This is a genomic window from Photobacterium arenosum, from assembly GCF_014841115.1.
Taxonomy (GTDB): domain Bacteria; phylum Pseudomonadota; class Gammaproteobacteria; order Enterobacterales; family Vibrionaceae; genus Photobacterium; species Photobacterium arenosum.
In genome coordinates this window covers 97,605-118,890 of record NZ_JACYTP010000015.1, presented here as the reverse complement: position 1 = coordinate 118,890, position 21,286 = coordinate 97,605, and the positions used below count along the sequence as shown (strand labels likewise).

Annotated in this window: 21 protein-coding genes; 4 read left to right on the top strand and 17 right to left on the bottom strand. The window is 52.3% G+C overall.

Annotation, left to right across the window (positions count from 1 at the left end):
• Window positions 1–11: 11 nt before the first annotated feature.
• Window positions 12–221 (top strand): cold-shock protein, encoded by a 210-nt coding sequence (locus IFO68_RS18980; protein WP_027254038.1) that lies wholly within the window; start codon window positions 12–14, stop codon window positions 219–221.
• A gap of 71 nt (window positions 222–292) precedes the next feature.
• Here the strand turns inward: IFO68_RS18980 and pgi are convergent, their stop codons facing one another.
• Both pgi and IFO68_RS18970 read right to left on the bottom strand, forming a co-directional pair.
• Window positions 293–1,945, bottom strand: coding sequence for a glucose-6-phosphate isomerase (gene pgi, locus IFO68_RS18975; protein WP_192017366.1), 1,653 nt, complete (start codon window positions 1,943–1,945; stop codon window positions 293–295).
• Between the two features lie 376 nt (window positions 1,946–2,321).
• On the bottom strand, window positions 2,322–2,807 hold the full coding sequence (locus IFO68_RS18970; protein ID WP_192017365.1) for a MarR family winged helix-turn-helix transcriptional regulator: 486 nt from the start codon (window positions 2,805–2,807) through the stop codon (window positions 2,322–2,324).
• Between the two features lie 159 nt (window positions 2,808–2,966).
• Here IFO68_RS18970 and IFO68_RS18965 point away from each other — a divergent pair, with 159 nt between their 5' ends.
• Entirely contained in the window at window positions 2,967–3,563 is a 597-nt protein-coding gene (locus IFO68_RS18965; RefSeq protein ID WP_192017364.1) for an NADPH-dependent FMN reductase, read from the top strand.
• Between the two features lie 48 nt (window positions 3,564–3,611).
• Here IFO68_RS18965 and IFO68_RS18960 read toward each other — a convergent pair whose 3' ends face one another.
• Window positions 3,612–4,697 (bottom strand): GNAT family N-acetyltransferase/peptidase C39 family protein, encoded by a 1,086-nt coding sequence (locus tag IFO68_RS18960; protein ID WP_192017363.1) that lies wholly within the window; start codon window positions 4,695–4,697, stop codon window positions 3,612–3,614.
• A 75-nt stretch (window positions 4,698–4,772) separates the two neighbouring features.
• Between IFO68_RS18960 and IFO68_RS18955 the strand changes: the two genes are divergently transcribed.
• Window positions 4,773–6,239 carry a RimK family protein gene (locus IFO68_RS18955; RefSeq protein WP_192017362.1) on the top strand — a complete coding sequence of 489 codons (1,467 nt, stop codon included), beginning with the start codon at window positions 4,773–4,775 and terminating at the stop codon, window positions 6,237–6,239.
• Between the two features lie 125 nt (window positions 6,240–6,364).
• On the opposite strand, the gene IFO68_RS18950 is transcribed toward IFO68_RS18955, so the two are convergent.
• From IFO68_RS18950 to IFO68_RS18940, 3 genes are read right to left on the bottom strand one after another with little or no spacing between them, the layout of a single operon-like run.
• Window positions 6,365–7,714 (bottom strand): BamA/TamA family outer membrane protein, encoded by a 1,350-nt coding sequence (locus IFO68_RS18950; protein WP_192017361.1) that lies wholly within the window; start codon window positions 7,712–7,714, stop codon window positions 6,365–6,367.
• Window positions 7,715–7,730: 16 nt separating this feature from the next.
• Entirely contained in the window at window positions 7,731–8,810 is a 1,080-nt protein-coding gene (gene alr, locus IFO68_RS18945) for an alanine racemase (RefSeq protein ID WP_192017360.1), read from the bottom strand.
• Between the two features lie 25 nt (window positions 8,811–8,835).
• Complete coding sequence (locus IFO68_RS18940; protein WP_120513586.1) at window positions 8,836–10,236, bottom strand: replicative DNA helicase; 1,401 nt, start codon at window positions 10,234–10,236, stop codon at window positions 8,836–8,838.
• 255 nt (window positions 10,237–10,491) lie between these two features.
• On the opposite strand from IFO68_RS18940, the gene IFO68_RS18935 reads away from it, so the two are divergent.
• Window positions 10,492–11,259 carry a DUF481 domain-containing protein gene (locus IFO68_RS18935; RefSeq protein WP_336510288.1) on the top strand — a complete coding sequence of 256 codons (768 nt, stop codon included), beginning with the start codon at window positions 10,492–10,494 and terminating at the stop codon, window positions 11,257–11,259.
• 118 nt (window positions 11,260–11,377) lie between these two features.
• Here IFO68_RS18935 and rplI read toward each other — a convergent pair whose 3' ends face one another.
• The 11 genes from rplI to hflK all read right to left on the bottom strand — a co-directional run bounded on the left by rplI (window position 11,378) and on the right by hflK (window position 21,263).
• Entirely contained in the window at window positions 11,378–11,830 is a 453-nt protein-coding gene (rplI, locus tag IFO68_RS18930) for a 50S ribosomal protein L9 (protein ID WP_192017359.1), read from the bottom strand.
• A gap of 36 nt (window positions 11,831–11,866) precedes the next feature.
• Window positions 11,867–12,094 carry a 30S ribosomal protein S18 gene (gene rpsR / locus IFO68_RS18925; protein WP_002539422.1) on the bottom strand — a complete coding sequence of 76 codons (228 nt, stop codon included), beginning with the start codon at window positions 12,092–12,094 and terminating at the stop codon, window positions 11,867–11,869.
• Window positions 12,095–12,110: 16 nt separating this feature from the next.
• The gene (gene priB / locus IFO68_RS18920; RefSeq protein WP_027254047.1) at window positions 12,111–12,413 is read right to left on the bottom strand and encodes a primosomal replication protein N; all 303 of its coding nucleotides are present in this window, start codon (window positions 12,411–12,413) and stop codon (window positions 12,111–12,113) included.
• A 7-nt stretch (window positions 12,414–12,420) separates the two neighbouring features.
• Window positions 12,421–12,810 carry a 30S ribosomal protein S6 gene (gene rpsF / locus IFO68_RS18915; RefSeq protein ID WP_192017358.1) on the bottom strand — a complete coding sequence of 130 codons (390 nt, stop codon included), beginning with the start codon at window positions 12,808–12,810 and terminating at the stop codon, window positions 12,421–12,423.
• A gap of 230 nt (window positions 12,811–13,040) precedes the next feature.
• Window positions 13,041–13,778 (bottom strand): 23S rRNA (guanosine(2251)-2'-O)-methyltransferase RlmB, encoded by a 738-nt coding sequence (gene rlmB / locus IFO68_RS18910; RefSeq protein WP_192017357.1) that lies wholly within the window; start codon window positions 13,776–13,778, stop codon window positions 13,041–13,043.
• Window positions 13,778–16,321, bottom strand: a complete 2,544-nt coding sequence (gene rnr, locus IFO68_RS18905) for a ribonuclease R (RefSeq protein WP_192017356.1) — start codon at window positions 16,319–16,321, stop codon at window positions 13,778–13,780. The genes rlmB and rnr overlap by 1 nt, the downstream gene beginning before the upstream one ends.
• 259 nt (window positions 16,322–16,580) lie before the next feature.
• Entirely contained in the window at window positions 16,581–17,207 is a 627-nt protein-coding gene (gene motX / locus IFO68_RS18900; RefSeq protein WP_192017355.1) for a flagellar protein MotX, read from the bottom strand.
• A 192-nt stretch (window positions 17,208–17,399) separates the two neighbouring features.
• Window positions 17,400–18,698, bottom strand: a complete 1,299-nt coding sequence (locus IFO68_RS18895) for an adenylosuccinate synthase (RefSeq protein WP_192017354.1) — start codon at window positions 18,696–18,698, stop codon at window positions 17,400–17,402.
• A gap of 122 nt (window positions 18,699–18,820) precedes the next feature.
• Complete coding sequence (locus IFO68_RS18890) at window positions 18,821–19,015, bottom strand: DUF2065 domain-containing protein (protein WP_192017353.1); 195 nt, start codon at window positions 19,013–19,015, stop codon at window positions 18,821–18,823.
• A 92-nt stretch (window positions 19,016–19,107) separates the two neighbouring features.
• Entirely contained in the window at window positions 19,108–20,106 is a 999-nt protein-coding gene (gene hflC, locus IFO68_RS18885; RefSeq protein ID WP_192017352.1) for a protease modulator HflC, read from the bottom strand.
• Window positions 20,107–20,108: 2 nt separating this feature from the next.
• Window positions 20,109–21,263 carry an FtsH protease activity modulator HflK gene (gene hflK / locus IFO68_RS18880; protein ID WP_192017351.1) on the bottom strand — a complete coding sequence of 385 codons (1,155 nt, stop codon included), beginning with the start codon at window positions 21,261–21,263 and terminating at the stop codon, window positions 20,109–20,111.
• Between the last annotated feature and the right edge of the window lie 23 nt (window positions 21,264–21,286).

Sequence of the window (21,286 nt, the reverse complement as noted above, 5' to 3'; positions counted from 1 at the left end):
AAGATCGTCAAATGAGCAAACTGACAGGAACCGTTAAATGGTTCAACGATGATAAAGGTTTTGGTTTTATCTCTGCTGCTGATGGCAAAGATGTATTTGTTCACTTCAGCGCCATTCAGGCTCAGGGACGTCGTACCCTGAGAGAAGGCCAAAACGTTGAGTTTATCGTTACTGACGGCCAGAAAGGCCCACAAGCCAGCGAAGTGGTCGCCCTGTCTTAACCGTAAGGCATACCGCAACTAAGAAAAACGCCGCAAAAGCGGCGTTTTATCATTTCAGGCTTTCGTCAAGATTACTGACGCCATTGCTTAAAGGTATTGATCAGGCCATTGGTCGAGCTGTCATGGCTGCTCACCGCTGCGTTGTCCGCCAGCTCCGGCAGGATCTGATTGGCCAGCTGTTTACCCAGCTCAACGCCCCACTGATCGAAGCTGTAGATATTCCAAATCACGCCCTGGGTGAAGATCTTATGCTCATACATCGCGATCAGCGCACCCAAGATATACGGGGTCACTTGCTTAACCAGAATGGAGTTGGTCGGACGGTTACCTTCGAACACTTTAAAAGGCGCCAGCTCTGCGGCTTCCTCCGGCGTTTTACCTGCCGCGGTGAATTCCGCTTCCACCTGCTCGCGGGTTTTACCAAATGCCAGCGCTTCGGTCTGTGCAAAGAAATTTGCCATCAGTTTAGGGTGGTGATCACCTAACTGATTGTGGCTGATTGCCGGGGCAATAAAATCACACGGGATCAGCTTAGTGCCCTGATGGATCAACTGATAAAACGCATGCTGACCATTAGTGCCCGGTTCGCCCCAGATAATTGGTCCGGTCTGATAATCCACAGGATTACCGCCGCGGTCGACATACTTACCGTTCGATTCCATGTTGCCTTGCTGGAAGTAAGCCGCAAAACGGTGCATATACTGATCGTACGGTAAAATGGCTTCGGATTCGGCACCGAAGAAGTTGTTATACCACAGGCCAATCAGCGCCAGAATGACCGGCACATTCTCGGTCAGCGGCGCTTGTGCAAAATGCTTATCCATCGCATGCGCACCGGCCAGCAGTTCTTCGAAACGCTCGTAACCCACAGCCAGGCAGATCGACAAACCAATCGCTGACCACAGTGAATAACGCCCGCCGACCCAGTCCCAGAATTCGAACATATTGTCGGTATCAATACCAAAGGCAGACACCGCACCGGCATTGGTCGACAGGGCGGCAAAGTGCTTCGCTACATGCGCTGGATCTTTGGCCTCAGCCAGGAACCAGTCACGCGCCGAGTGGGCGTTGGTCATGGTTTCCTGAGTGGTGAAGGTTTTTGACGCCACCAGGAACAGAGTCGTTTCCGGGTTCAGCCCCTTCAGGGTTTCAGCAATATGGGTGCCGTCTACATTAGAGACAAAATGCAGGTTGAGACGGGTTTTGTACGGCGCCAGTGCTTCTGACACCATGTAAGGACCCAGATCAGAGCCACCGATGCCGATATTGACCACATCTGTGATGGCTTTGCCTGTATACCCTTTCCAGTCACCGCCAATAATACGGTCGGAGAACTGCTGCATTTTCGCCAGCACGGCATTCACATGCGGCATTACATCTTCGCCGTCCACCAGCACTGGCGTATTGCTGCGGTTACGCAGCGCGACATGCAGTACGGCGCGGTCTTCGGTGCGGTTAATTTTTTCACCGTTGAACATAGACACAATGGCGGTTTTCAGCTCGGTCTGTTCAGCCAGATCAAACAGCTTGGCCAGCGTTTCTTCAGTGATAAGGTTCTTTGAATAATCCAGCAGGATATCGTTGCCGAACGCCGCGGAAAACGTCTCGAAACGTGATGAGTCTTTAGCAAACAGCTCGCTGAGCTGAAGATCCTGTGCCTGTTCAAAATGGGCAGTCAGTGCCTGCCAGGCAGTTGTTTGCGTGGGGTTAATGTTTTTCAACATAATGACGTTCCTGATGTGTTATTTTTTCACTACAGCACAACCGGTGGTGCGGCAGTGAATGTCCAATTCAACGGCGTTTGCACAGCCAAACTGGCCATAAGCATGGCGATATTTTGGTAATTTTACAACTTATTGTTAATTATGCCGTCGCTACCGCCCTACCTGCCTTGCTCCAGGTCACGCTTTCGGTGAATCATGCATAGCCGCTAAACTATAGGAAATTATCCTGCAGTTCGAAAGAAACCAAGAGATAAAATCGACAGAAAGCATGTAACTCAGTAGTACCAATCTGAACTTTGGTCTGATTCCTCTCACATTACTGATGAAATTGAACAACAGATTGTTGAATAAATCATAGCCCTATCTGGCTGAAGGATCAGGACTCATTGCTCAGTAGCCAGGCTCTCAGCAGCGCAGCCAGTTGCTGTCGCTGTTCTTGTGTCAGCGGATCAAGAATGGCTTTCTCATTAACGACATGCGCTTCAACAGCCTGGTCAATTAAAGCCCGGCCTTTCTCTGTCAGCGCCACACTGCAGCTTCGTCTGTCTTCGGGGCTGGCTATGCGTTCAATCAACCCGCGCTTGGCCAACTGCTCAATGCGGGTACTCATGGCACCGGATGACAGCATCAGGGTCTGGTAAAGTTCGGTCGGGGTCAGAGGAGTATTACAACGCCTCAATGTTGCCAGGATATCAAACTCAATCGCACTTAAATCATAGTTTTTAAACGTCTTATTTATTTTCTTGTCGATCAGTCTGCTCATGCGGCTTATGCGGCCAATCACGGCCATTGGCGAACAATCCAGATCAGGGCGTTGCTGTTGCCATTGTGTCAGTAACCTGTCTACATGATCGTGATGCATATAATTCTCTCAAACTATTTTTTCAAAAAGATACTTGAAAAAAAGATTTCTCAGGCGTACCTTTCATTACATATCTTTCATAAAAGATACTTACGTAAAAGTTTTAATCATTATAGCACTGAATCAGTCGGCAACCTCTCAGCGATAAGGAAAAGCATTATGAAACTCAGCATTATTTCAGGCAGTCATCGTGAACAATCTCACAGCGTGAAGGCGGCAGCCTATTTACAGGCACTGGCTCATGGCCAAGGGTTCGAGGAAGCAGAGATCATGGATTTAAGTACCCTTAATCTGCCGCTCTGGAACGAAGGGGTCTGGAGTGGCAGTGAGGAATGGAGTGGCTGGCGAGCACTCGCTGAAGAACTGAAAACATCGGACGCTGTGGTACTGATCACACCGGAATGGCATGGCATGGCAACCCCGGCCCTCAAAAACTTCCTGTTGCTGTGCACGTCGGCAGAACTGGGTCACAAACCCGTACTGCTGGCCAGTGTTTCCGCAAGCGTGAACGGTGTCTACCCTATCAGTGAGCTGCGCATGACAGGCAGTAAGAACAACCATGCGTGCTTCATTCCGGATCATTTGATCTTCCGCGACTGTGAGACTCTGCTGACAGCGGACAAGGCCGTCAGCGATGAGCGATTCGACGGCCGGGCGAGATATACCATCAAATCTCTGGCAGCCTACGCCAGGGCCTTAGCCCCGGTGCGAGAAGAACTGCAACAAGGGATGAAAGATTTCCCGTTCGGCATGTAGCAATCAGCATCATGCCCCTGGCTGTGATGCCCCAGAGGACACGGCCCGCTAGGACTTGATCACCACACAGGCCGTCTGTTTCTGGCGGCCAAAGCCGAGGATCTGGCTCAGCCCGGCTTTATTGAGCGGAATATGGGCGCGATGGCTGCTGTCCGCCTTGTCTTCGGCGAAAGGGTCATGAAAGAAAAAGAACTGTTCGCTGACGCCGCTCAGCACAATCCAGTGTGGCTCTTTGCAGCCGTTGAAACGATAGGTGCTGATCAGCATCAGCAAACAGTACCCTTGCTTCAGCCAGTCTTCAATCTGACTAACCGCCGGCATGGCATCCACCACAGGCACACCAGCCTCATCCATCTGCTGACAAAAATCCTGATGGACCAGCTCGATAATGTCCTTTTTCCTGGGATCGCGAACACTGTCTATAAAAGGCGTTGACAGCGACTGAGCCCACAATTCCACTTTGCACCCGCGCCGGTTTGCCGCCAGTGCCAACCCGTGTCCGCTGCACCCACCGTGCCCCGAGGCCATGAAGATAGTGGTAGCCTCCCGCCACAGCTGCATCTCGGTCTGCCGGCTGGGCTGAAAAGCTGGATCCAGATAAGACAGACTCATCATTAAGCAGGCCGGACCACAGGTGAATGGCGTGGTCTGCACATACAAAGGGAGTGGCAGCAAATGCTTAGCTTCCATAGGGCTCAGGCGTTTTTGCATCCTGACGCCATCGGCCAGATCATCGTAATAATGGATTAAAATTTTTAATGGTTTATAACCGCATTTTTCATAAAGATTTCGCGCCGCGAGATTGTCATTACGCACTTCCAGCCTTAATGTATTGAAACCGTTTTCCAGTGCCGCCGCTTCACAGGCAGACAGTAACTGCTGAGCAATGTGCCTGCCTCGATAAACGGGATCGACGGCAAGGGAATACAACCGCGCCAGCTGGGTACCCCGGTGAAATAACACCAGCCCATAGCCAGCTATCCGGCCTTCATCTTCCGCGACAAACAGCACGCTCTGGGGTGATTTAATAAACCGCCGCATCTGACGGGGTGAAATTCGATCCCCATCAAAAAGCTGAGCCTCCAGAGCATTTAAACTATCTAGATCATAAAGCTGTGCAATACGGACTATCATGGACTTATTCACGCTTGAGTGGACTAGTTCGATTTAATCCCAAAATTAGCCGTAAGGCTATAGGTGAAGAAAAAGATGACAAAAGTCCTCATTATTACCGACAACGACAGTGACTGGCGGCAGTATTTTCCCTCTGACAGGGTTGTCACTGTCGACACATATTTGCAGCAGGGCGCGTTTTGTGAAAACAAAGCCACTCAGGTCATAAACCTGTGTCGCGACTACGGTTACATGAGCAGCGGTTATTACTGCTCGCTGATGGCTGAAGCCCGCGGGCACAGGGTCATTCCCCGTGTGATGACGATTAATGACTTATCTCAGCCCTTCCTGTTGTCGGTACCGTCAGACCAGCTGGAAAAAGCCTTTGCGCACCAGTTGCAGTCGTCTGGGGATCAGCTCGAAGAAAAAATTTATTTTGGTCAGTCCAAAGTGCCCGGCTTTGAAAAAATGGCGCGCCGCCTGTTCGAGCACTTTATGGTGCCTGTGATTAAGGTCATTATCCGCCGCTCCGATTCGCACTGGCAGGTAGAGCAGATCACGCCGTTCCCGTTTCAGGATTTGACGGATCCTGAACAGGATTTGTTTGCCGATGCACTGGAACGTTTTTCTAACAAGGTATGGCGCTCACCCAAGCCCAGCAAGAATGCACGCTACGATCTGGCGCTGCTGGTCGATCCATACGAAAAGATGCCGCCGTCAGACAGTGCGGCACTGCACAATTTCAAGAAAGCCGCCAAGCGTCTGGGCATGCGGCTGCAGGCCATTACGCCGGATGACCTGTCGCGGCTGGGCGAATTTGATGGCCTGTTCATTCGTGCCACCACCAATATCGGTAACTTCACTTACCGTTTTGCCAAAACGGCGGAGAAGCTGGGCCTGATCGTGATGGACGATCCGGAGTCGATCATGAAATGCACCAACAAGGTGTTTCTCACCGAATTGTTGCGGTTGCATAAAGTCCCGACCCCGAAAAGTGTGGTGCTGAAAAGCTTCGATCCTAACTGGCTCGAACAGGCCGAAAACGACATAGGTTTTCCTATGGTGCTCAAAGTGCCGGACGGTGCTTTTTCCGTCGGCGTGGTGAAAGTCAAAAGCCGGGAAGAGCTGCTGACCCAAATGGATACCCTGTTTGCGCGCAGTACGCTGATTCTGGCTCAAGAGTTCCTGCCGACAGATTTTGACTGGCGGATTGGTATCCTCAACCGTCAGCCGCTGTTTGCCTGTAAATACTATATGAGCCGCGGCCACTGGCAGATTTACCAGCACCACAACAGCGGCCGGGTGACCTCGGGCGGCTTTGAAACGCTGGATTTGAAGCAGGTGCCGAAGAACGTTATCGAGGTTGCGCTCAAAGCGGCCAACCAGATTGGCTCTGGTCTGTACGGCGTTGATCTGAAGGAAGTGAATGGCCAGGTGGTGGTGATAGAAGTGAACGACAACCCGAGTATCGATCATAAAGTCGAGGATGCTTTCCTTGGCGATCTGCTCTACGACCGGGTGATGACTGAGTTTCTGCGCCGCATTCAGCTGCGCGGCTTTTGAGTCTGCGCCCCAGTCACCCCCTCCTAGCCTCCCCCTTGAAAAGGGGGAGGGACTGATTGAGTTTGCTGCAAGTCTTGCGTTCGTCCTCCCCATGGCAAGGAGGACGAACAGCTAAAGCACCGCTCTCAGAATGGCTGATTCACCATGACGTTGAAACTACTTTCCTCTTCACCCCATGCCATTTCAGCCCGTACCACCACCCCTTCTACCTGAAAGCGCACTGCGCCTCCGGCACTCCAGCGCATGTCCTGGTTCAGTTCAGCAAGATCAAACTCGTCAGCCACCCGACCCAAATCGGTAAACAGCACCCATTGCCACCAGGGAACATCATACCAGTCAAACACCGGCCAGCCGCTCAGCGGTTGCCACTCGGGCATGACCCGGTATTCCATGCTGTAACTGAGCGCACTGCGATCAGAAAAACGCCCGCCGGGATAACTGCGCAGGCGAAACAGACCGCCAAGGCTGGCACGGGCAAACTCTGGCGGCCTGTGATAACGGGTTTGCCCCTGCACCTGCTCACTCTGATCCCAGCTCGGCACATCCGACAAATAGGCATTAAAGGCAATCACCTGCTGCTCAAACCAATCACCGCCCGGCCCTATGTCCCAAAACCAGCTCTGACTGAGCTCCCACTGCCACCAGCTTTCACGATCGCTGCTGCCGGGATCTGTGGTCACCGTCAGCAGGCTGTGCGATCCCTGGCTGGGGTTATGTTCGCTGTTGAGATTATCCCACTCCAGACGGGTTTCCAGCGCCCAGACCTCGTCAGTATCGGCAAATTCCGTGTCCGGCAAAGGCGGGGAGTCGTGAAAGCGGCGGTTCTGGTAATAAGGGCGAAATTCAATGGACGTGATCCCGCTTTGCCACGGCGTACTGCCGGTCAGCGGACGTTCCAGCGCCAGAGCAGCCAGAGGGTTGGCCGTTGCAGAGCCCAATGGAAAGATATAACGGGCAAACATCCGGTATCTGGCATCATAGGCATTGGCATTGAAGGCATCCAGGGCGCTTGAATCATTGCTGGCTGCCTCTCCGAGATAAAAATCGGTATGCTGAAAATCGGCGTTGTAGATCTCGGCACCTAACAGCCAGCGGCTGTCGTTGCTTAAGCGAAAGTTATCGCCGCGTATATAGGTCAGCCAGGTTCCCTTGTTCCCTTTCAGGCCGGCCCCGAACAGTGAGGCCTGTGGCTGAAACGCGCCTTTGACCACTCCGGCCATGCCTAAAGCAAAACCGATGTTGTCGGTATAAAAAGCAAAGGGCACCACGGCATAATCTTTTGCCCAATTCAGTTCGCCCTCGTCATCATAACCGCCGGTATTGATCTTAATACCGTCATCAGAGGCACAGGCAACCGCAGGATAGCCCGCCCAGAGCAAGGCTGAAAACAACCAAGCCGTGGCATTGACCACGGCTTGTCTGGGATGGCAGATACTTGTACGGGATAATGCCCGGCGATATAAGGGTGTCAGCATAACAGTTTCTTCATTGTCAGCGGTACGCCATAGCCACACGCGATGTCAGCTTGGTGACCAGTTCGTACGCTATGGTACCAACATGATCGGCCACCACCTCGGCAGGTAATCCCTGTCCCCATAATACTGCTTCATCGCCCACCCGATCAGTGGCATCCGGCCCCAGATCGACCGTCAGCATATCCATAGAGACCCGGCCTGCAATCGGCACCCAGCGGCCGTTAATCAGTACAGGCGTACCGTTCGGCGCGGTGCGCGGATAGCCGTCGCCATAACCTATGGCCACCACGCCGACTTTGGTATCCCGCTCGCTGACCCAGGTGCCGCCATAACCGACCGCTTCCCCTTGCCTGAGTGTCCGCACCGCAATCACACTGGAGGTCAGTGTCATCACAGGTTGCATACCAAAGGCCTCGGCAGAGTGCGTCTTATCAGCGAACGGCGAAATGCCGTACATAATAATGCCGGGACGAATCCACTCCAGGTGGCTGTCCGGCCAGGCCAGAATACCCGCAGAATTGGCCAGAGAGCGCTCGCCACGGCAACCCTGCGTCAGGGACATAAAAGTTTGGATCTGACTGTCTGTCACCGGGCTGTCCAGCTCATCGGCACAGGCAAAGTGGCTCATATAGCGCAGCGGCTGTGCCACATTCTGGCTGGCATGCAGGCGCTCGACAAAAGCCTGGAACTCTTCCGGACGCACGCCGAGGCGATGCATGCCGCTGTCAATTTTGAGCCAGACTTTCACCGGCGTCTCCAGCACTGCCTGCTCCAGGGCTTCCAACTGCTCTATGGTGTGGACCACGGTCTGAATATTATTGGTCACCAGCACAGGTAAATCCGATGGCGAATAAAAGCCTTCCATCAGAAGAATAGGCTTTACCACGCCACAGGCGCGCAACGAGAGGGCTTCCTCTATCCTCGCGACGCCAAAACCGTCTGCATCCGGCAGCCCGGTAGCAACCTGCTCCAGACCGTGCCCGTAACCATTGGCCTTGACCATGGCGAGCAACTTGCAGCCGGGCGCCTGTTGTCTGATCAGACTCATGTTCTGGCGCAAAGCCCGGGTATCAATATAGGCGGTAGCTGCTTTCATTTATTGTCCTGCTGCTGGGTTAACGCTAATACTCATCATCAAAAGCCGGGCCGGCATAGTTATCAAAGCGGGAAAACTGACCCTGGAAAGTCAGGCGCACGCTACCGATGGGACCATTACGCTGCTTACCTATGATGATTTCTGCAATGCCTTTCAGTGCACTGTCTTCGTGATATACCTCATCACGGTAGATGAACATGATCAAGTCCGCATCCTGCTCGATGGCACCGGATTCACGCAAGTCTGAGTTTACCGGACGCTTGTCGGCACGCTGTTCCAGCGAGCGGTTAAGCTGAGACAGCGCCACCACAGGCACATTCAGCTCTTTCGCCAGGGCTTTCAGCGAGCGGGAGATCTCGGCAATTTCCAGCGTACGGTTATCCTGCAAGCCAGGCACCCGCATCAGCTGAAGGTAGTCGACCATGATCATGCTAAGACCGCCATGTTCACGGGCAATACGGCGGGCACGAGAGCGGACATCTGTCGGGGTCAGGCCAGAACTGTCATCAATGTACATGTTCTTCTTTTCCATCAGTATACCCATGGTCGACGAAATACGCGCCCAGTCTTCATCATCCAGCTGTCCGGTACGGATCTTGGTCTGGTCTACCCGCGACAGCGACGCCAACATACGCATCATGATTTGTTCGGCGGGCATCTCCAGCGAGAAAATCAGCACAGGTTTTTCCTGCTCCATGGCTGCGTTTTCACACAGGTTCATCGCAAACGTCGTTTTACCCATAGACGGACGGGCTGCCACTATGATCAGATCCGATCCCTGCAGGCCAGCAGTTTTCTTATTCAGATCAGTAAAGCCGGTCGAGACCCCGGTGACACCATCCTGAGGCGACTGATACAGCAGTTCGATACGTTCCAGGGTTTTTTCCAGTATGGTATCGACATTTTGCGGGCCTTCATTTTCATTGGTACGCTGCTCGGCAATGGCAAACACTTTGCTCTCGGCCATATCGAGCAGATCGACGCTGGTTCTGCCCTGAGGATCATAACCGGCGTCGGCAATCTCGTTAGCGACCCCTATCATGTCACGGATCAGCGCACGCTCCCTGACAATCTCAGCATAGGCGGTAATATTGGCCGCAGACGGCGTGTTCTTGGCTAACTCGGCCAGGTAGGCAAAGCCACCGACATCATCAAGCTGGTCATGCAGCTCAAGACGTTCTGACAGGGTGATCAGATCCAACGGCTGGCCGGATTCCAGCAACCCGGCGGCAGACTCAAAAATCATCCGGTGCGGACGGCTGTAAAAATCACGCGCGACCACTTTTTCTGCAACGCTGTCCCAGCGCTCATTATCCAGCAACAGGCCGCCAAGCACTGACTGTTCTGCCTCCAGCGAATGAGGCGGCATTTTGAGCGCATCCATCTGACTGTCTTTGGGACGATTGGGTTTACTTTTCTCTGCCATAACCACTTGCACGTTTGACCTGAATCCGGCCTGTTAGTATACCTGAACATTCCTGCGAGCTGGCAGCCATCCAGACAAAAAAGACCCGGTAAAAGCTGTGCTGCCCAATCTTACGGCACTTCAGCAAAATTTATGTCTAATAGCGCAACATCCTGACGATCATCTGACATTATTCAGCTACACTGCGCCGCCTACACCTTTTCTGCACTTTTTTGTGCAAGCCGTCGTTTCTTGTGTCTGTAGTTGGGAGGGCACGTGGCAAATAAATGCATACTGCTTCCTGTGCTGACATCCGGCCTGCTCATGATGGCTGAGGCCAGTGCAGACGAAGTGCCAGAGCTCCCGCCGATCACCTCGCCCTGGTCCAGTGAACTGGAGCTGGGATACCAATCGCTTTCCGGCAACTCGAATACCAAATCGCTCAATACCCGGCTGGGGCTGACCTATGTCAAAGATCAGTTTCGTCAGCAGGTCGAAGCCAAATACCTGCTGGCAGAAGAAGACGGTGAGGAAGAAAAACGCAAAGGCCAGCTCGAATTACAGAGCGACTTCATCATTAATGAGCGGGCATATGTGCTGGGCAATACCAGCTATATCGACGATAAATACGGCCCCTATTTCAGGGATTTCACTCTGGCAACCGGTATCGGCTACCGGGTCATCCGGCTGGAAAACATGATGATGGAAATAGAAGCCGGGCCGGGTTACCGCCATCAGGAACCTAACATAGACGAAATTGACGATGACGACATCATAGTGCCTGAAACCGTCGATGAGCTGATCCTGCGTGGCAGTACCCGCTGGATCTGGAAACCGTCCAAAGATGTCGAGCTGAATATCCGGCTGACAGGCATAGTCGGTAACAGTAACAGCACGCTGGAAACCCAGGTGTCTCTCACCAGTGCTATCTCAGAACATATCGCTATCAAGCTCAGCAACACTCAGAAGTTCAACAGCTGGGTACCGGATGGCCTGCAAAAGCGCGACGGCACCATGACAATCAACCTGCTATTTCATTACTGATCAGCTTCATTACTGAGCAGCGTCATTACTAAGCTGCGCCATCCTGCCGACAGCCCTTTCTCCAGACATAAAAAAACCAGCCCTGAGGCTGGTTTTTTCGCAGAAGTGCAGGTGCTGATTACTCAGCAGCAACAACTTCCAGCTTAACTGTTGCAAATACGTCAGAGTGCAGCTGCAGGCTGATCTCATATTCGCCAGTTGTGCGCAGAGCACCTTCTGGCAGACGTACTTCGCTTTTCGCTACTTCAACGCCAGCAGCAGTTACTGCATCAGCGATATCACGAGTACCGATTGAACCGAACAGTTTGCCTTCATCACCCGCTTTAGAAGCAATAACTACAGCTTCCAGAGCGTTAACTTTCTCAGCGCGAGCTTGAGCAGCAGTCAGTTGCTCTGCAACTTTTGCTTCCAGCTCAGCACGACGAGTTTCAAACATTTCAACGTTAGATTTGGTAGCCATAACTGCTTTACCCTGAGGGATCAGGAAGTTACGAGCATAACCAGCTTTAACGCTTACCTGATCACCAAGGCTGCCCAGGTTACCGATTTTATCAAGTAGAATAACTTGCATTATCTTGTCCTCTTAAACTTAATTAAACCGGGCCTATTACTGATGCTTGTCAGTATATGGCAGCAGAGCCAGGTAACGTGAACGCTTGATAGCGCGAGCCAGCTGACGCTGGTACTTAGCGCGAGTACCTGTGATACGGCTTGGTACGATTTTACCAGCTTCAGTGATGTAGTTTTTCAGAGTTGCTACATCTTTGTAGTCAATCTCTTGTACGCCTTCTGCAGTAAAACGGCAGAACTTACGACGACGGAAGAAACGTGCCATGGGCTTATCTCCTGAACTAAATTTTTTCAATATGATCGGCATGCAACACTAACTTACCTATGCCATTCCGGCCGGTTTGCCACGAGATAAATCCCCCGGCTTTAATGTTGCTTCCGACAGCTAAATCATGAGTGAGTAATTGCTGACCTTTACCGCTGACCACCACGTTGATGTAACAATACACCTGCCGTGTTAAGTCCGCTTCCACCTGGTTGGAACGATGCTCAAGCACAAAATGGCAATGAGGAACGCCCGCCGGGGACTGGCTTCGTTTGGGATGCTTGGCAACAGTGCCAGACAACTCCAGACGATTGGTCATTCAATGATTACTCAGCGTCGGCCATTAGACCTTCAGATTGTGCATCTGCACGATCTTCACGACGTGGGGCACGCTCTTCTTTAGCCTTCATCATTGGAGATGGCTCAGTGATAGCGCCTTTAGTGCGCATGATCATGTTACGGATCACAGCATCGTTAAAGCGGAAGCTTGACTCCAGCTCGTCGACCACAGACTGCTCAGCTTCAACGTTCATCAGAACGTAGTGTGCTTTGTGCAGTTTGTTGATTGGGTAAGCCAGTTGACGACGACCCCAATCTTCCAGACGGTGGATTTGACCGCCAGAATCTTTGATAGCACCGGTGTAACGCTCGACCATGCCAGCAACTTGCTCGCTTTGATCAGGGTGCACCATAAATACGATTTCGTAATGACGCATGGGTTGCTCCTTACGGATTATTCAGCTTCCCTGTTCAGCTCGGTTATCCTGGGGAAGCAAGGAACGAAAAAATAAAACCGAGAATTTAGGCGCGAGATAGTACAGAATTACACCGCTCAGCGCAACTAAAAGAACAGCGATATCGCCCTGTTCTGGCGTTTATTTTCACCACAGACAGAAAGGCCACCCGAGAGGATGGCATTTCATTTGATTTAGCAGGTATTTTTGTTTTAGTCCTGACGCTGGCGCACCGCTTCAAACAGGCAGATACCCGTTGCAACCGACACATTCAGGCTGGAGACAGTGCCCGCCATCGGGATCTTAATCAGATCATCACAGGTCTCGCGGGTCAGACGGCGCATCCCTTCCCCTTCCGCGCCCATCACTATGGCCAGTGGCCCGGTCAGTTTGCTTTGATAGAGGTCATGAGTCGCTTCACCGGCAGTCCCCACAATCCAAATCCCTTTGTCCTGCAAGGCACGCATAGTGCGGGCCAGATTGGTCACCCGAATCAGCGGCACCACTTCAGCAGCGCCACAGGCCACTTTAGACGCGGTTGCGTTCAACTGGGCGGCCCTGTCTTTCGGCACGATAATCGCCACCACACCGGCGGCATCGGCATTTCGCAGACACGCGCCCAGGTTATGCGGATCGGTCACGCCATCCAGTATCAGCAACAGTGGATTGTCTTTACCTTCAAGCAGGTCATCCAGATCCTGTTCATTGTACTGTTTACCCGGTTTTACCCGCGCCACAATACCCTGATGGCTGCCGCCGTCGGCTTTATCGTCCAGAGCCTTACGGCCGGTCTGCTGGATAGTCACCCCTAATCGCTGCAATTCGTTCAGCAGCGGCAATACCCGCTCGTCCTGACGCCCTTTCAGCACAAAGACTTCAATGAAGCGTGCCGGGTCGGAACCCAGCACAGCGCTGACGGCATGAATGCCGAAAATCATATCATTACGCATTACTTAGTCTTCTTCGCCGCTCGTTCTTTCTTACCGGCCCGCGGCTTGCGCGCCTTGACCGATTTCTTTTTCGCCTTGTCTTTTTTCTTGGCTTTTTTGCCTTTCTTGTCGTCTTCGCTGCCAGGCTTAGCTATCACACCGGCTTTCAGCTGCTGACGAACAGAAGTGCGCTCTTTCTTCGCTTCCGCTTTGTGCTCCTGCTGCGCTTCACCGTTTTCAACGCGGTACGCTTTCAGGTTCTGACGCTGCAAGCCTTCTGCTTTGCGCATCCGTTGCTGCTTCTCACGGGTTTGCGCGGTTTTACCTGGTCGGCGGGACTTTCTGCCACCGCCCACCAGTTCGAAATCAATCTGGCGGTCGTTGAGGTTAATCGCCGCGACTTTCACCTGGACAGTGTCACCCAGGCGGTAAATTTTGCCGGAGGCATCCCCCACCAGGCGCTGACCGATAGGATCGAACTGGTAGTAATCGTTATCAAGATTTGAGATGTGCACCAGGCCGTCAATATTAAGCTCATTGAGGCGGACAAAGAAGCCAAAGCCCGTCACATTGGCAATCACGCCTTCGAACTCATCACCGACATGGTCCTGCATGTATTCACATTTCAGCCAGTCAGCCACATCACGCGTGGCATCATCGGCACGACGCTCTGTCATTGAGCATTGCTCGCCCAGCACATCCATGTCGTCGAAGGAATAGTGGTAGCCGCCGGTCGGTGTCCAGCGATCTTTGTGAGTGCCGTTCTCTTTGGCAACCAGATATTTGATGGCACGATGCAGAGCCAAATCAGGATAACGGCGGATCGGCGAGGTAAAGTGCGCATACGAGTTGAGGGCCAGACCGAAGTGACCCAGGTTTTCCGCCTGATACACTGCCTGCTTCATGGAACGCAACAGCATGGTCTGGATCAGTTCTTTGTCCGGGCGATTCTGGATCGCCGCTGCCAGGTGAGCATAATCACTCGGGGCAGGCTCCAGGCCACCGGTCAGATTCAGGCCCAGCTCGCCGAGGAAATCCCGGAAACCTGTCAGGCGTTCTTCGCCCGGGGTATCATGCACCCGGTACAGCGCAGGCTCTTTGGCTTTTTCTACCAGCTTGGCAGAAGCCACATTGGCCATGATCATACATTCTTCGATGATCTTGTGGGCATCGTTACGCTCTGACGGCACAATGCGGTCAATCTTACGATCCGCATTGAAAATGAACTGGGTTTCCAGCGTTTCAAACTCAATAGCACCGCGCTGTTCACGCGCAAGCTTGAGCACTTTGTACATGCTGTACAGCTCTTCCAGGTGCGGAACCAGAGGCGCATAACGCTGGCGCAGATCCTCGTCCCCTTCCAGCATCTTGCTGACTTTAGTGTACGTCAGACGGGCATGAGAGTTCATCACAGCTTCGTAATGCCGGTAGCCGGACAGTTTGCCGGCCGCCGAAATAGTCATCTCACAGACCATGCACAGGCGATCAACCTGAGGGTTGAGCGAGCACAGGCCGTTCGACAGCACTTCAGGCAACATAGGGATCACCTGAGCCGGGAAGTAAACCGAGTTACCGCGGTTTATCGCTTCTTTATCCAGTGCGCTGTCAGGGCGCACATAGTAGCTGACATCGGCGATAGCCACCCATAAACGCCAGCCACCTGATTTTTTCTTTTCACAGAACACAGCGTCATCGAAGTCGCGGGCGTCTTCGCCGTCGATAGTCACCAGCGGCAAATCCCGCAGATCAACACGGCCTTTCTTGGCGTCTTCCGGCACGTCTTCTTTCAGTGTCGCGACCTGCTTCTCAACCTCTGCCGGCCAGACATGGGGAATATCGTAGGTACGCAGGGCAATTTCAATTTCCATGCCCGGTGCCATGTTCTCGCCCAACACTTCCACAATTTTACCGACAGCATTGTACTGACGGGTAGCGCGCTGGGTGATTTCCACCACCACTACGTTACCCATGCGGGCACCCTGACGCACTTCCTGAGGGATCACGATATCCTGCGAGATCCGTGAATCATCCGGTACGACAAAGCCCATACCGTCTTCAATAAAATAGCGACCGACAATCTGGCCGCTGTATTCCTGCAGCACACGGACAATCCGCCCTTCACGGCGGCCGCGTTTATCGACGCCAGCCACCTGAACCAGAACGTAATCACCATGGATAACACCGCGCATCTGATGAGACGGCAACAGCAGGTCATCTTGACGGGCCATGCCGCTGCCTTCAGGGCGCACAAAGCCAAAGCCGTCTTTATGGCCAATGACATGGCCTTTAATCAAATCCAGCCTTTCCGGCAATGCGTAACACTGGCGGCGGGTGTACACCAGCTGGCCGTCGCGCTCCATGGCGCGCAATCGGCGGCGAAGGCCTTCGTACTGGTCTTCGCCCTGCAATTTCAGCTCGGTAAACAGCTGATCGCGATTAACAGGTGTACTAAAGCCGCGAACCACTTCCAGAATGAATTCACGGCTTGGGATTGGGTTTTCGTAGTTTTGAGCTTCCCGCTCGCGGAAAGGATCGACGGGTAAATCAGTTGTACCTTTGGACATAAAATAATCCGTATTGGCAGCCAGATACCCTAAGTATATCCCTGCCATCAATAATTAGTTGGGAGCAGGTCAAATTCCGCTCCAATAAATGAAGATAATATCTGCGTGTGAATCAGTCGCTTACACGCTTTTTTTGTGAGCCTGCCTGTCACTGGCAGCTCAAGCAACGCGACAAGATAAATGCCGCTCAGATCACATTCTAAGCGCTAACTGCCTGAAAAGATACCGCAGGCCAAAAATCACCACGGCAAGAGGGAGGTTACCAGAAGCTCTCTCGTCGCTTCGCGCGAGCAATCACATTGGAAGGCATACGCAGCTCTAAATTGCGACGTAACTGAGCAATCTTTTTGTGGGTCCGGCCGTCAGCCGTCACTGACTGATACAGCCAGCGGTAAGCATCTTCGTAATCCAGCGGGCTGCCATAATCATTGAGCAGCAATTCGGCAAGCTGAATGCGTGCAGCCAGATGGCCCATCGCCGCCGCTTCGCGCAAATAAGGAATCGCACGTTCCCGATCCTGTTGCACCAGTGTGCCCCTGGCATAATAACGGCCCAGCTGTTCCAGCGCTGAAGGCAGGCCCTGACGAGCCGCTGTTTCCATGTAATAGAGGCCCAGTTCAACGTCACGCTGCACACACACGCCCCAAGCCAGCATGTCACCGTACAGAAACTGATACGCTGGCAGTTCAACACGCTCTGCCCGCACTTCAATATCCTGTACCAACTGGCACTCATCGGCTTTCACGCGCTGTAACTGCTGGTTGCCCTCAAACAGATGGATCAGTTCCGCCTCTGAATACAAAGGCACAGCATCCCCAACATCTGTAATCGCTTTAACCGGCATCGCCGCCATTAAAGCTGAAAGCACTATTACACGCAGAACCATTCCGCTCTCTCTTTACATTGAAACATTACGACTGGACTCAGCCACATTTCTTCGCTGAAAACGATAAAAAACCTGGCGGTATGAACCTTATCGACCAGAGGCAAACAGACTTTAGTCAAAATTTCAGAAAGCGAACAACAAAAAGCCAACCCTAAGGTTGGCTTTTGAGCATCAGGTCAAATCGCTCAGCAATCAGCTTGCGTACGGATGCACCTTGATGATGGTTTCGTTACGATCAGGGCCGGTTGAGATCAAATCGACAGGTACACCTGTCAGCTCTTCCAGACGCGCGATGTAATTCAGTGCCGCCTGCGGCAACTCTTCCAGTGTTTTCACACCGAAGGTAGTCTCAGTCCAGCCTGGCATAGTTTCGTAGATAGGCTCTACGTCTTCGAATGCATCAGCCGCCATTGGAGACACAGTCAGGATCTTGCCATCCGGCAGTTTGTAACCGGTACAGATCTTGATTTCTTCCAGACCATCCAGAACATCCAGCTTAGTCAGACAGAAACCGGACACTGAGTTGATTTGCACAGCACGGCGCATTGCAACGGCATCAAACCAGCCACAACGACGCTTACGGCCTGTGGTTGCACCAAACTCATTACCTTTCACCCCCAGGTGCTCACCGACTGCATCATCAAGCTCAGTCGGGAACGGGCCAGCACCAACACGTGTGCAGTACGCTTTGGCGATGCCCAGAATGTAACCCAGGTAACGAGGACCGAAGCCAGAACCGGCAGCAACACCGCCCGCCGTCGTGTTAGAAGAAGTCACATACGGGTAAGTACCGTGATCGATGTCCAGCAGTGTGCCTTGTGCACCTTCGAACATGATCTTGTCGCCACGCTTGCGTGCGTCATCCAGCTCCTGGGTTACATCAATAACCATAGATGTCAGGATGTCCGCCTGAGCCAGCACAGTTTCCAGTACTTCTTCGTAGCTTACAGGCTCAACATTGTAATAATGCTCCAGCTGGAAGTTATGGTAAGCCATCACTTCCTTAAGCTTCTCGGCAAATGCCTCTTTATCGAACAAATCGCCAACACGCAGACCGCGACGAGCAACTTTATCTTCATAGGCAGGACCGATACCACGGCCAGTCGTACCGATTGCTTTCTTACCACGAGCCAGCTCACGAGCCTGGTCCAGCGCAATGTGATACGGAAGAATTAGCGGACAAGCTTCTGACAGGTATAAACGCTCACGAACTGGAATACCACGCGCTTCCAGTGGCTCCATTTCTTTCAGCAGAGCATCAGGAGAAAGGACGACACCGTTACCGATAATGCATTTCACGTTGTTACGCAGGATGCCTGAAGGGATTAAGTGCAGGACAGTTTTTTCACCATCTATGACAAGGGTGTGACCTGCGTTGTGACCGCCCTGGTAGCGAACCACATATTGTGCATCTTCAGTCAGCAGATCAACGATCTTGCCCTTACCTTCGTCACCCCACTGGGTGCCGAGAACGACTACATTGTTTGCCATCTTTCTTCGTCTATCAGTAGTTAAAAATGGATTCTAGCACCTTACAAATTTGCTTGCAGTCATTTTTTGACCATGACCCAGAAAATCGAAAGGCAGGCTTCACGAATACCCTACGTCAGGATTTACAGCTGGGTGAACATGATATAAGCAATAACGCTGCCAGCGACGACTAAACAACCACCTATACGGCGTAATGTCTGATCATCCTGGCTGCTCAACTGACTGATCAGTTCGCGCCAGCCCCTGGGTGCCAGTAATGGCCCCAAACCTTCCAGAATCAGTACCAGCCCGACGGCCAGCCAGAATGTTTGACTCATCGTTTTACCCCGCTATCGGCTCATAATCTCCAGGTCTCAGACAAAAAAAAGACAAGGCCAACGCCTTGTCTTTTTGTCAGCACTGAACCCTCTTAGTTCAGGCCGTCCGACCCTTTCATGTATTTGAAGAAGTCACTGTTTGGATCAACCACCAGAATATCCTGCTTGGAGCTGAAGCTGTTTTCGTACGCTTTCAAAGAACGCAGGAAGTTATAAAACTCCGGATCTTTGTTAAACGCAGTCGCATAGATATCTGCAGCTTTCGCTTCAGCATCACCGCGCTGGATGCGGGCAATACGTTCTGCTTCAGAAATAATCTTGGCGACTTCCAGCTCAGACTGAGCACGGATAACCTCGGCTTTTTCACGGCCCTGAGAACGGTGCTTACGAGCAACCGATTCACGTTCGGCACGCATACGGCGATAGATAGACTCGCTGATCTCATCCGGCAGGTTGATTTTCTTCATCCGGAAATCAACCACTTCGATACCAAGGTCACGGGCACTGATCTGAGTTTCTGCCAGTACATCTGCCATGATCTTGTCACGCTCGCCTTCCAGCTCTCGCTTGGGGGCCACTTCCTGCACAATTTCAGATGCAATGGCCACGCTTTCATCAACGGGTGCAGCAGCGCCGGCATCCACGTTGTTGCCACGATCCGGACCAGACACTATCTGTTTGATCTCTTTGGCACCGATCTGAGCACGCAGACTGTCGACAACCTTACGTTTCAGCAGCCCTTCCGCCGTTGCGGTATTACCGCCACCGGTGGTCAGGTAATACTGACCAAAGTCCTGAATACGCCACTTTACATAAGTGTCGATGATCACGTCTTTTTTCTCAGAAGTGACAAAACGGTCAGCCTGATCATCCATGGTCTGAATACGGGCATCCAGTTTACGCACACGGTCAAATACCGGTACTTTAAAGTGCAGGCCCGGCTCATACACACGTGTCATGTTGCTAACGTCATCTTTAATGATTCGACCGAAACGAACCACAATTCCACGCTCGCCCTCTTTGACGACGAAGACGGACATCAACACCAGAGCGATGAGAATGACTACGAGCGGGATAATTAACTTACGCATAATTAATATCTCCCCTGACGACCAGAGTCAGCACGCGGTGCCGCTGGAGTAGGATTCGCATTTTCCGTCTTCTCCAGCTCAATACCGTACGAGCTGGATGGGCTCATTTGCTGCTTACTGCCTTCAGACTGATTCATCAGCTTGTCCAAAGGCAGATATAACAGATTGCCACCAGATTTCGAGTCCACCATCACCTTGCTGGTGTTGGAGTAAACGCGTTCCATAGTGTCCAGATACAAGCGATTACGGGTTACTTCTTTCGCTACGTTGTACTCAGGTAACAGTTTCTCAAATTGAGCCACTTCACCCAGTGCGCCGTTAACCACTTTCTCGGTATAACCTTCCGCTTCTTTCTTCAGACGTTCAGCACGACCTGTCGCTTTCGGCAAAATATCGTTGCTGTATGCTTCCGCTTCGCGCACAAAGCGCTCCTCATCCTCACGGGCCGCAATCGCATCATCAAATGCATCTTTCACAGCTTCCGGCGGACGGGCTGACTGGAAGTTCACGTCCACAACCAGAATACCCATGTCATATTTATCGGTAATCTTATCGATATCAGTCTGGGTATTGGCACGAATCGTCTGACGGCCACGGGTCAGGGCTTCATCCATAGTGGAGTCACCGATCACCGCACGCAGTGCAGAATCCGTCGCCTGGCGCAGACTGTCGTCCGCATTGGTCACACTGAACAGATACTTCTGTGCGTCAGACACCCTGTACTGCACTTCCATTTCAACTCTCAGTACGTTTTCATCCTTCGTCAGCATCAGACCTGAGCTGCGCAGAGAACGAATCGCCTGTACGTTGACCAGCTCAACATCATCGATGAAGGTAGGCTTCCAGTTCAGACCAGGATCGACCATTTCATAGAATTTACCAAACCGAAGTACGACGCCACGCTCAGCTTCGCCAACAGTGTAAAACCCAGAAAATCCCCAAATCGCAGCCGCGATAACAGCAATGACACCTAAACCGACAGCACCGCCGCCGCTCGAAGGTCCACGCTTATTCCCAAAAATACCACCAAACTTACGACTCAGTTTTGCAAACACTTCATCGAGATCAGGCGGCCCTTGTTCACGACCACCACGATTATTGTTCCCCCAAGGGTCCTTATCGCGGCCACCGTTGTTTCCAGGCTCATTCCACGCCATTATAGAACTCCATCAATATGATA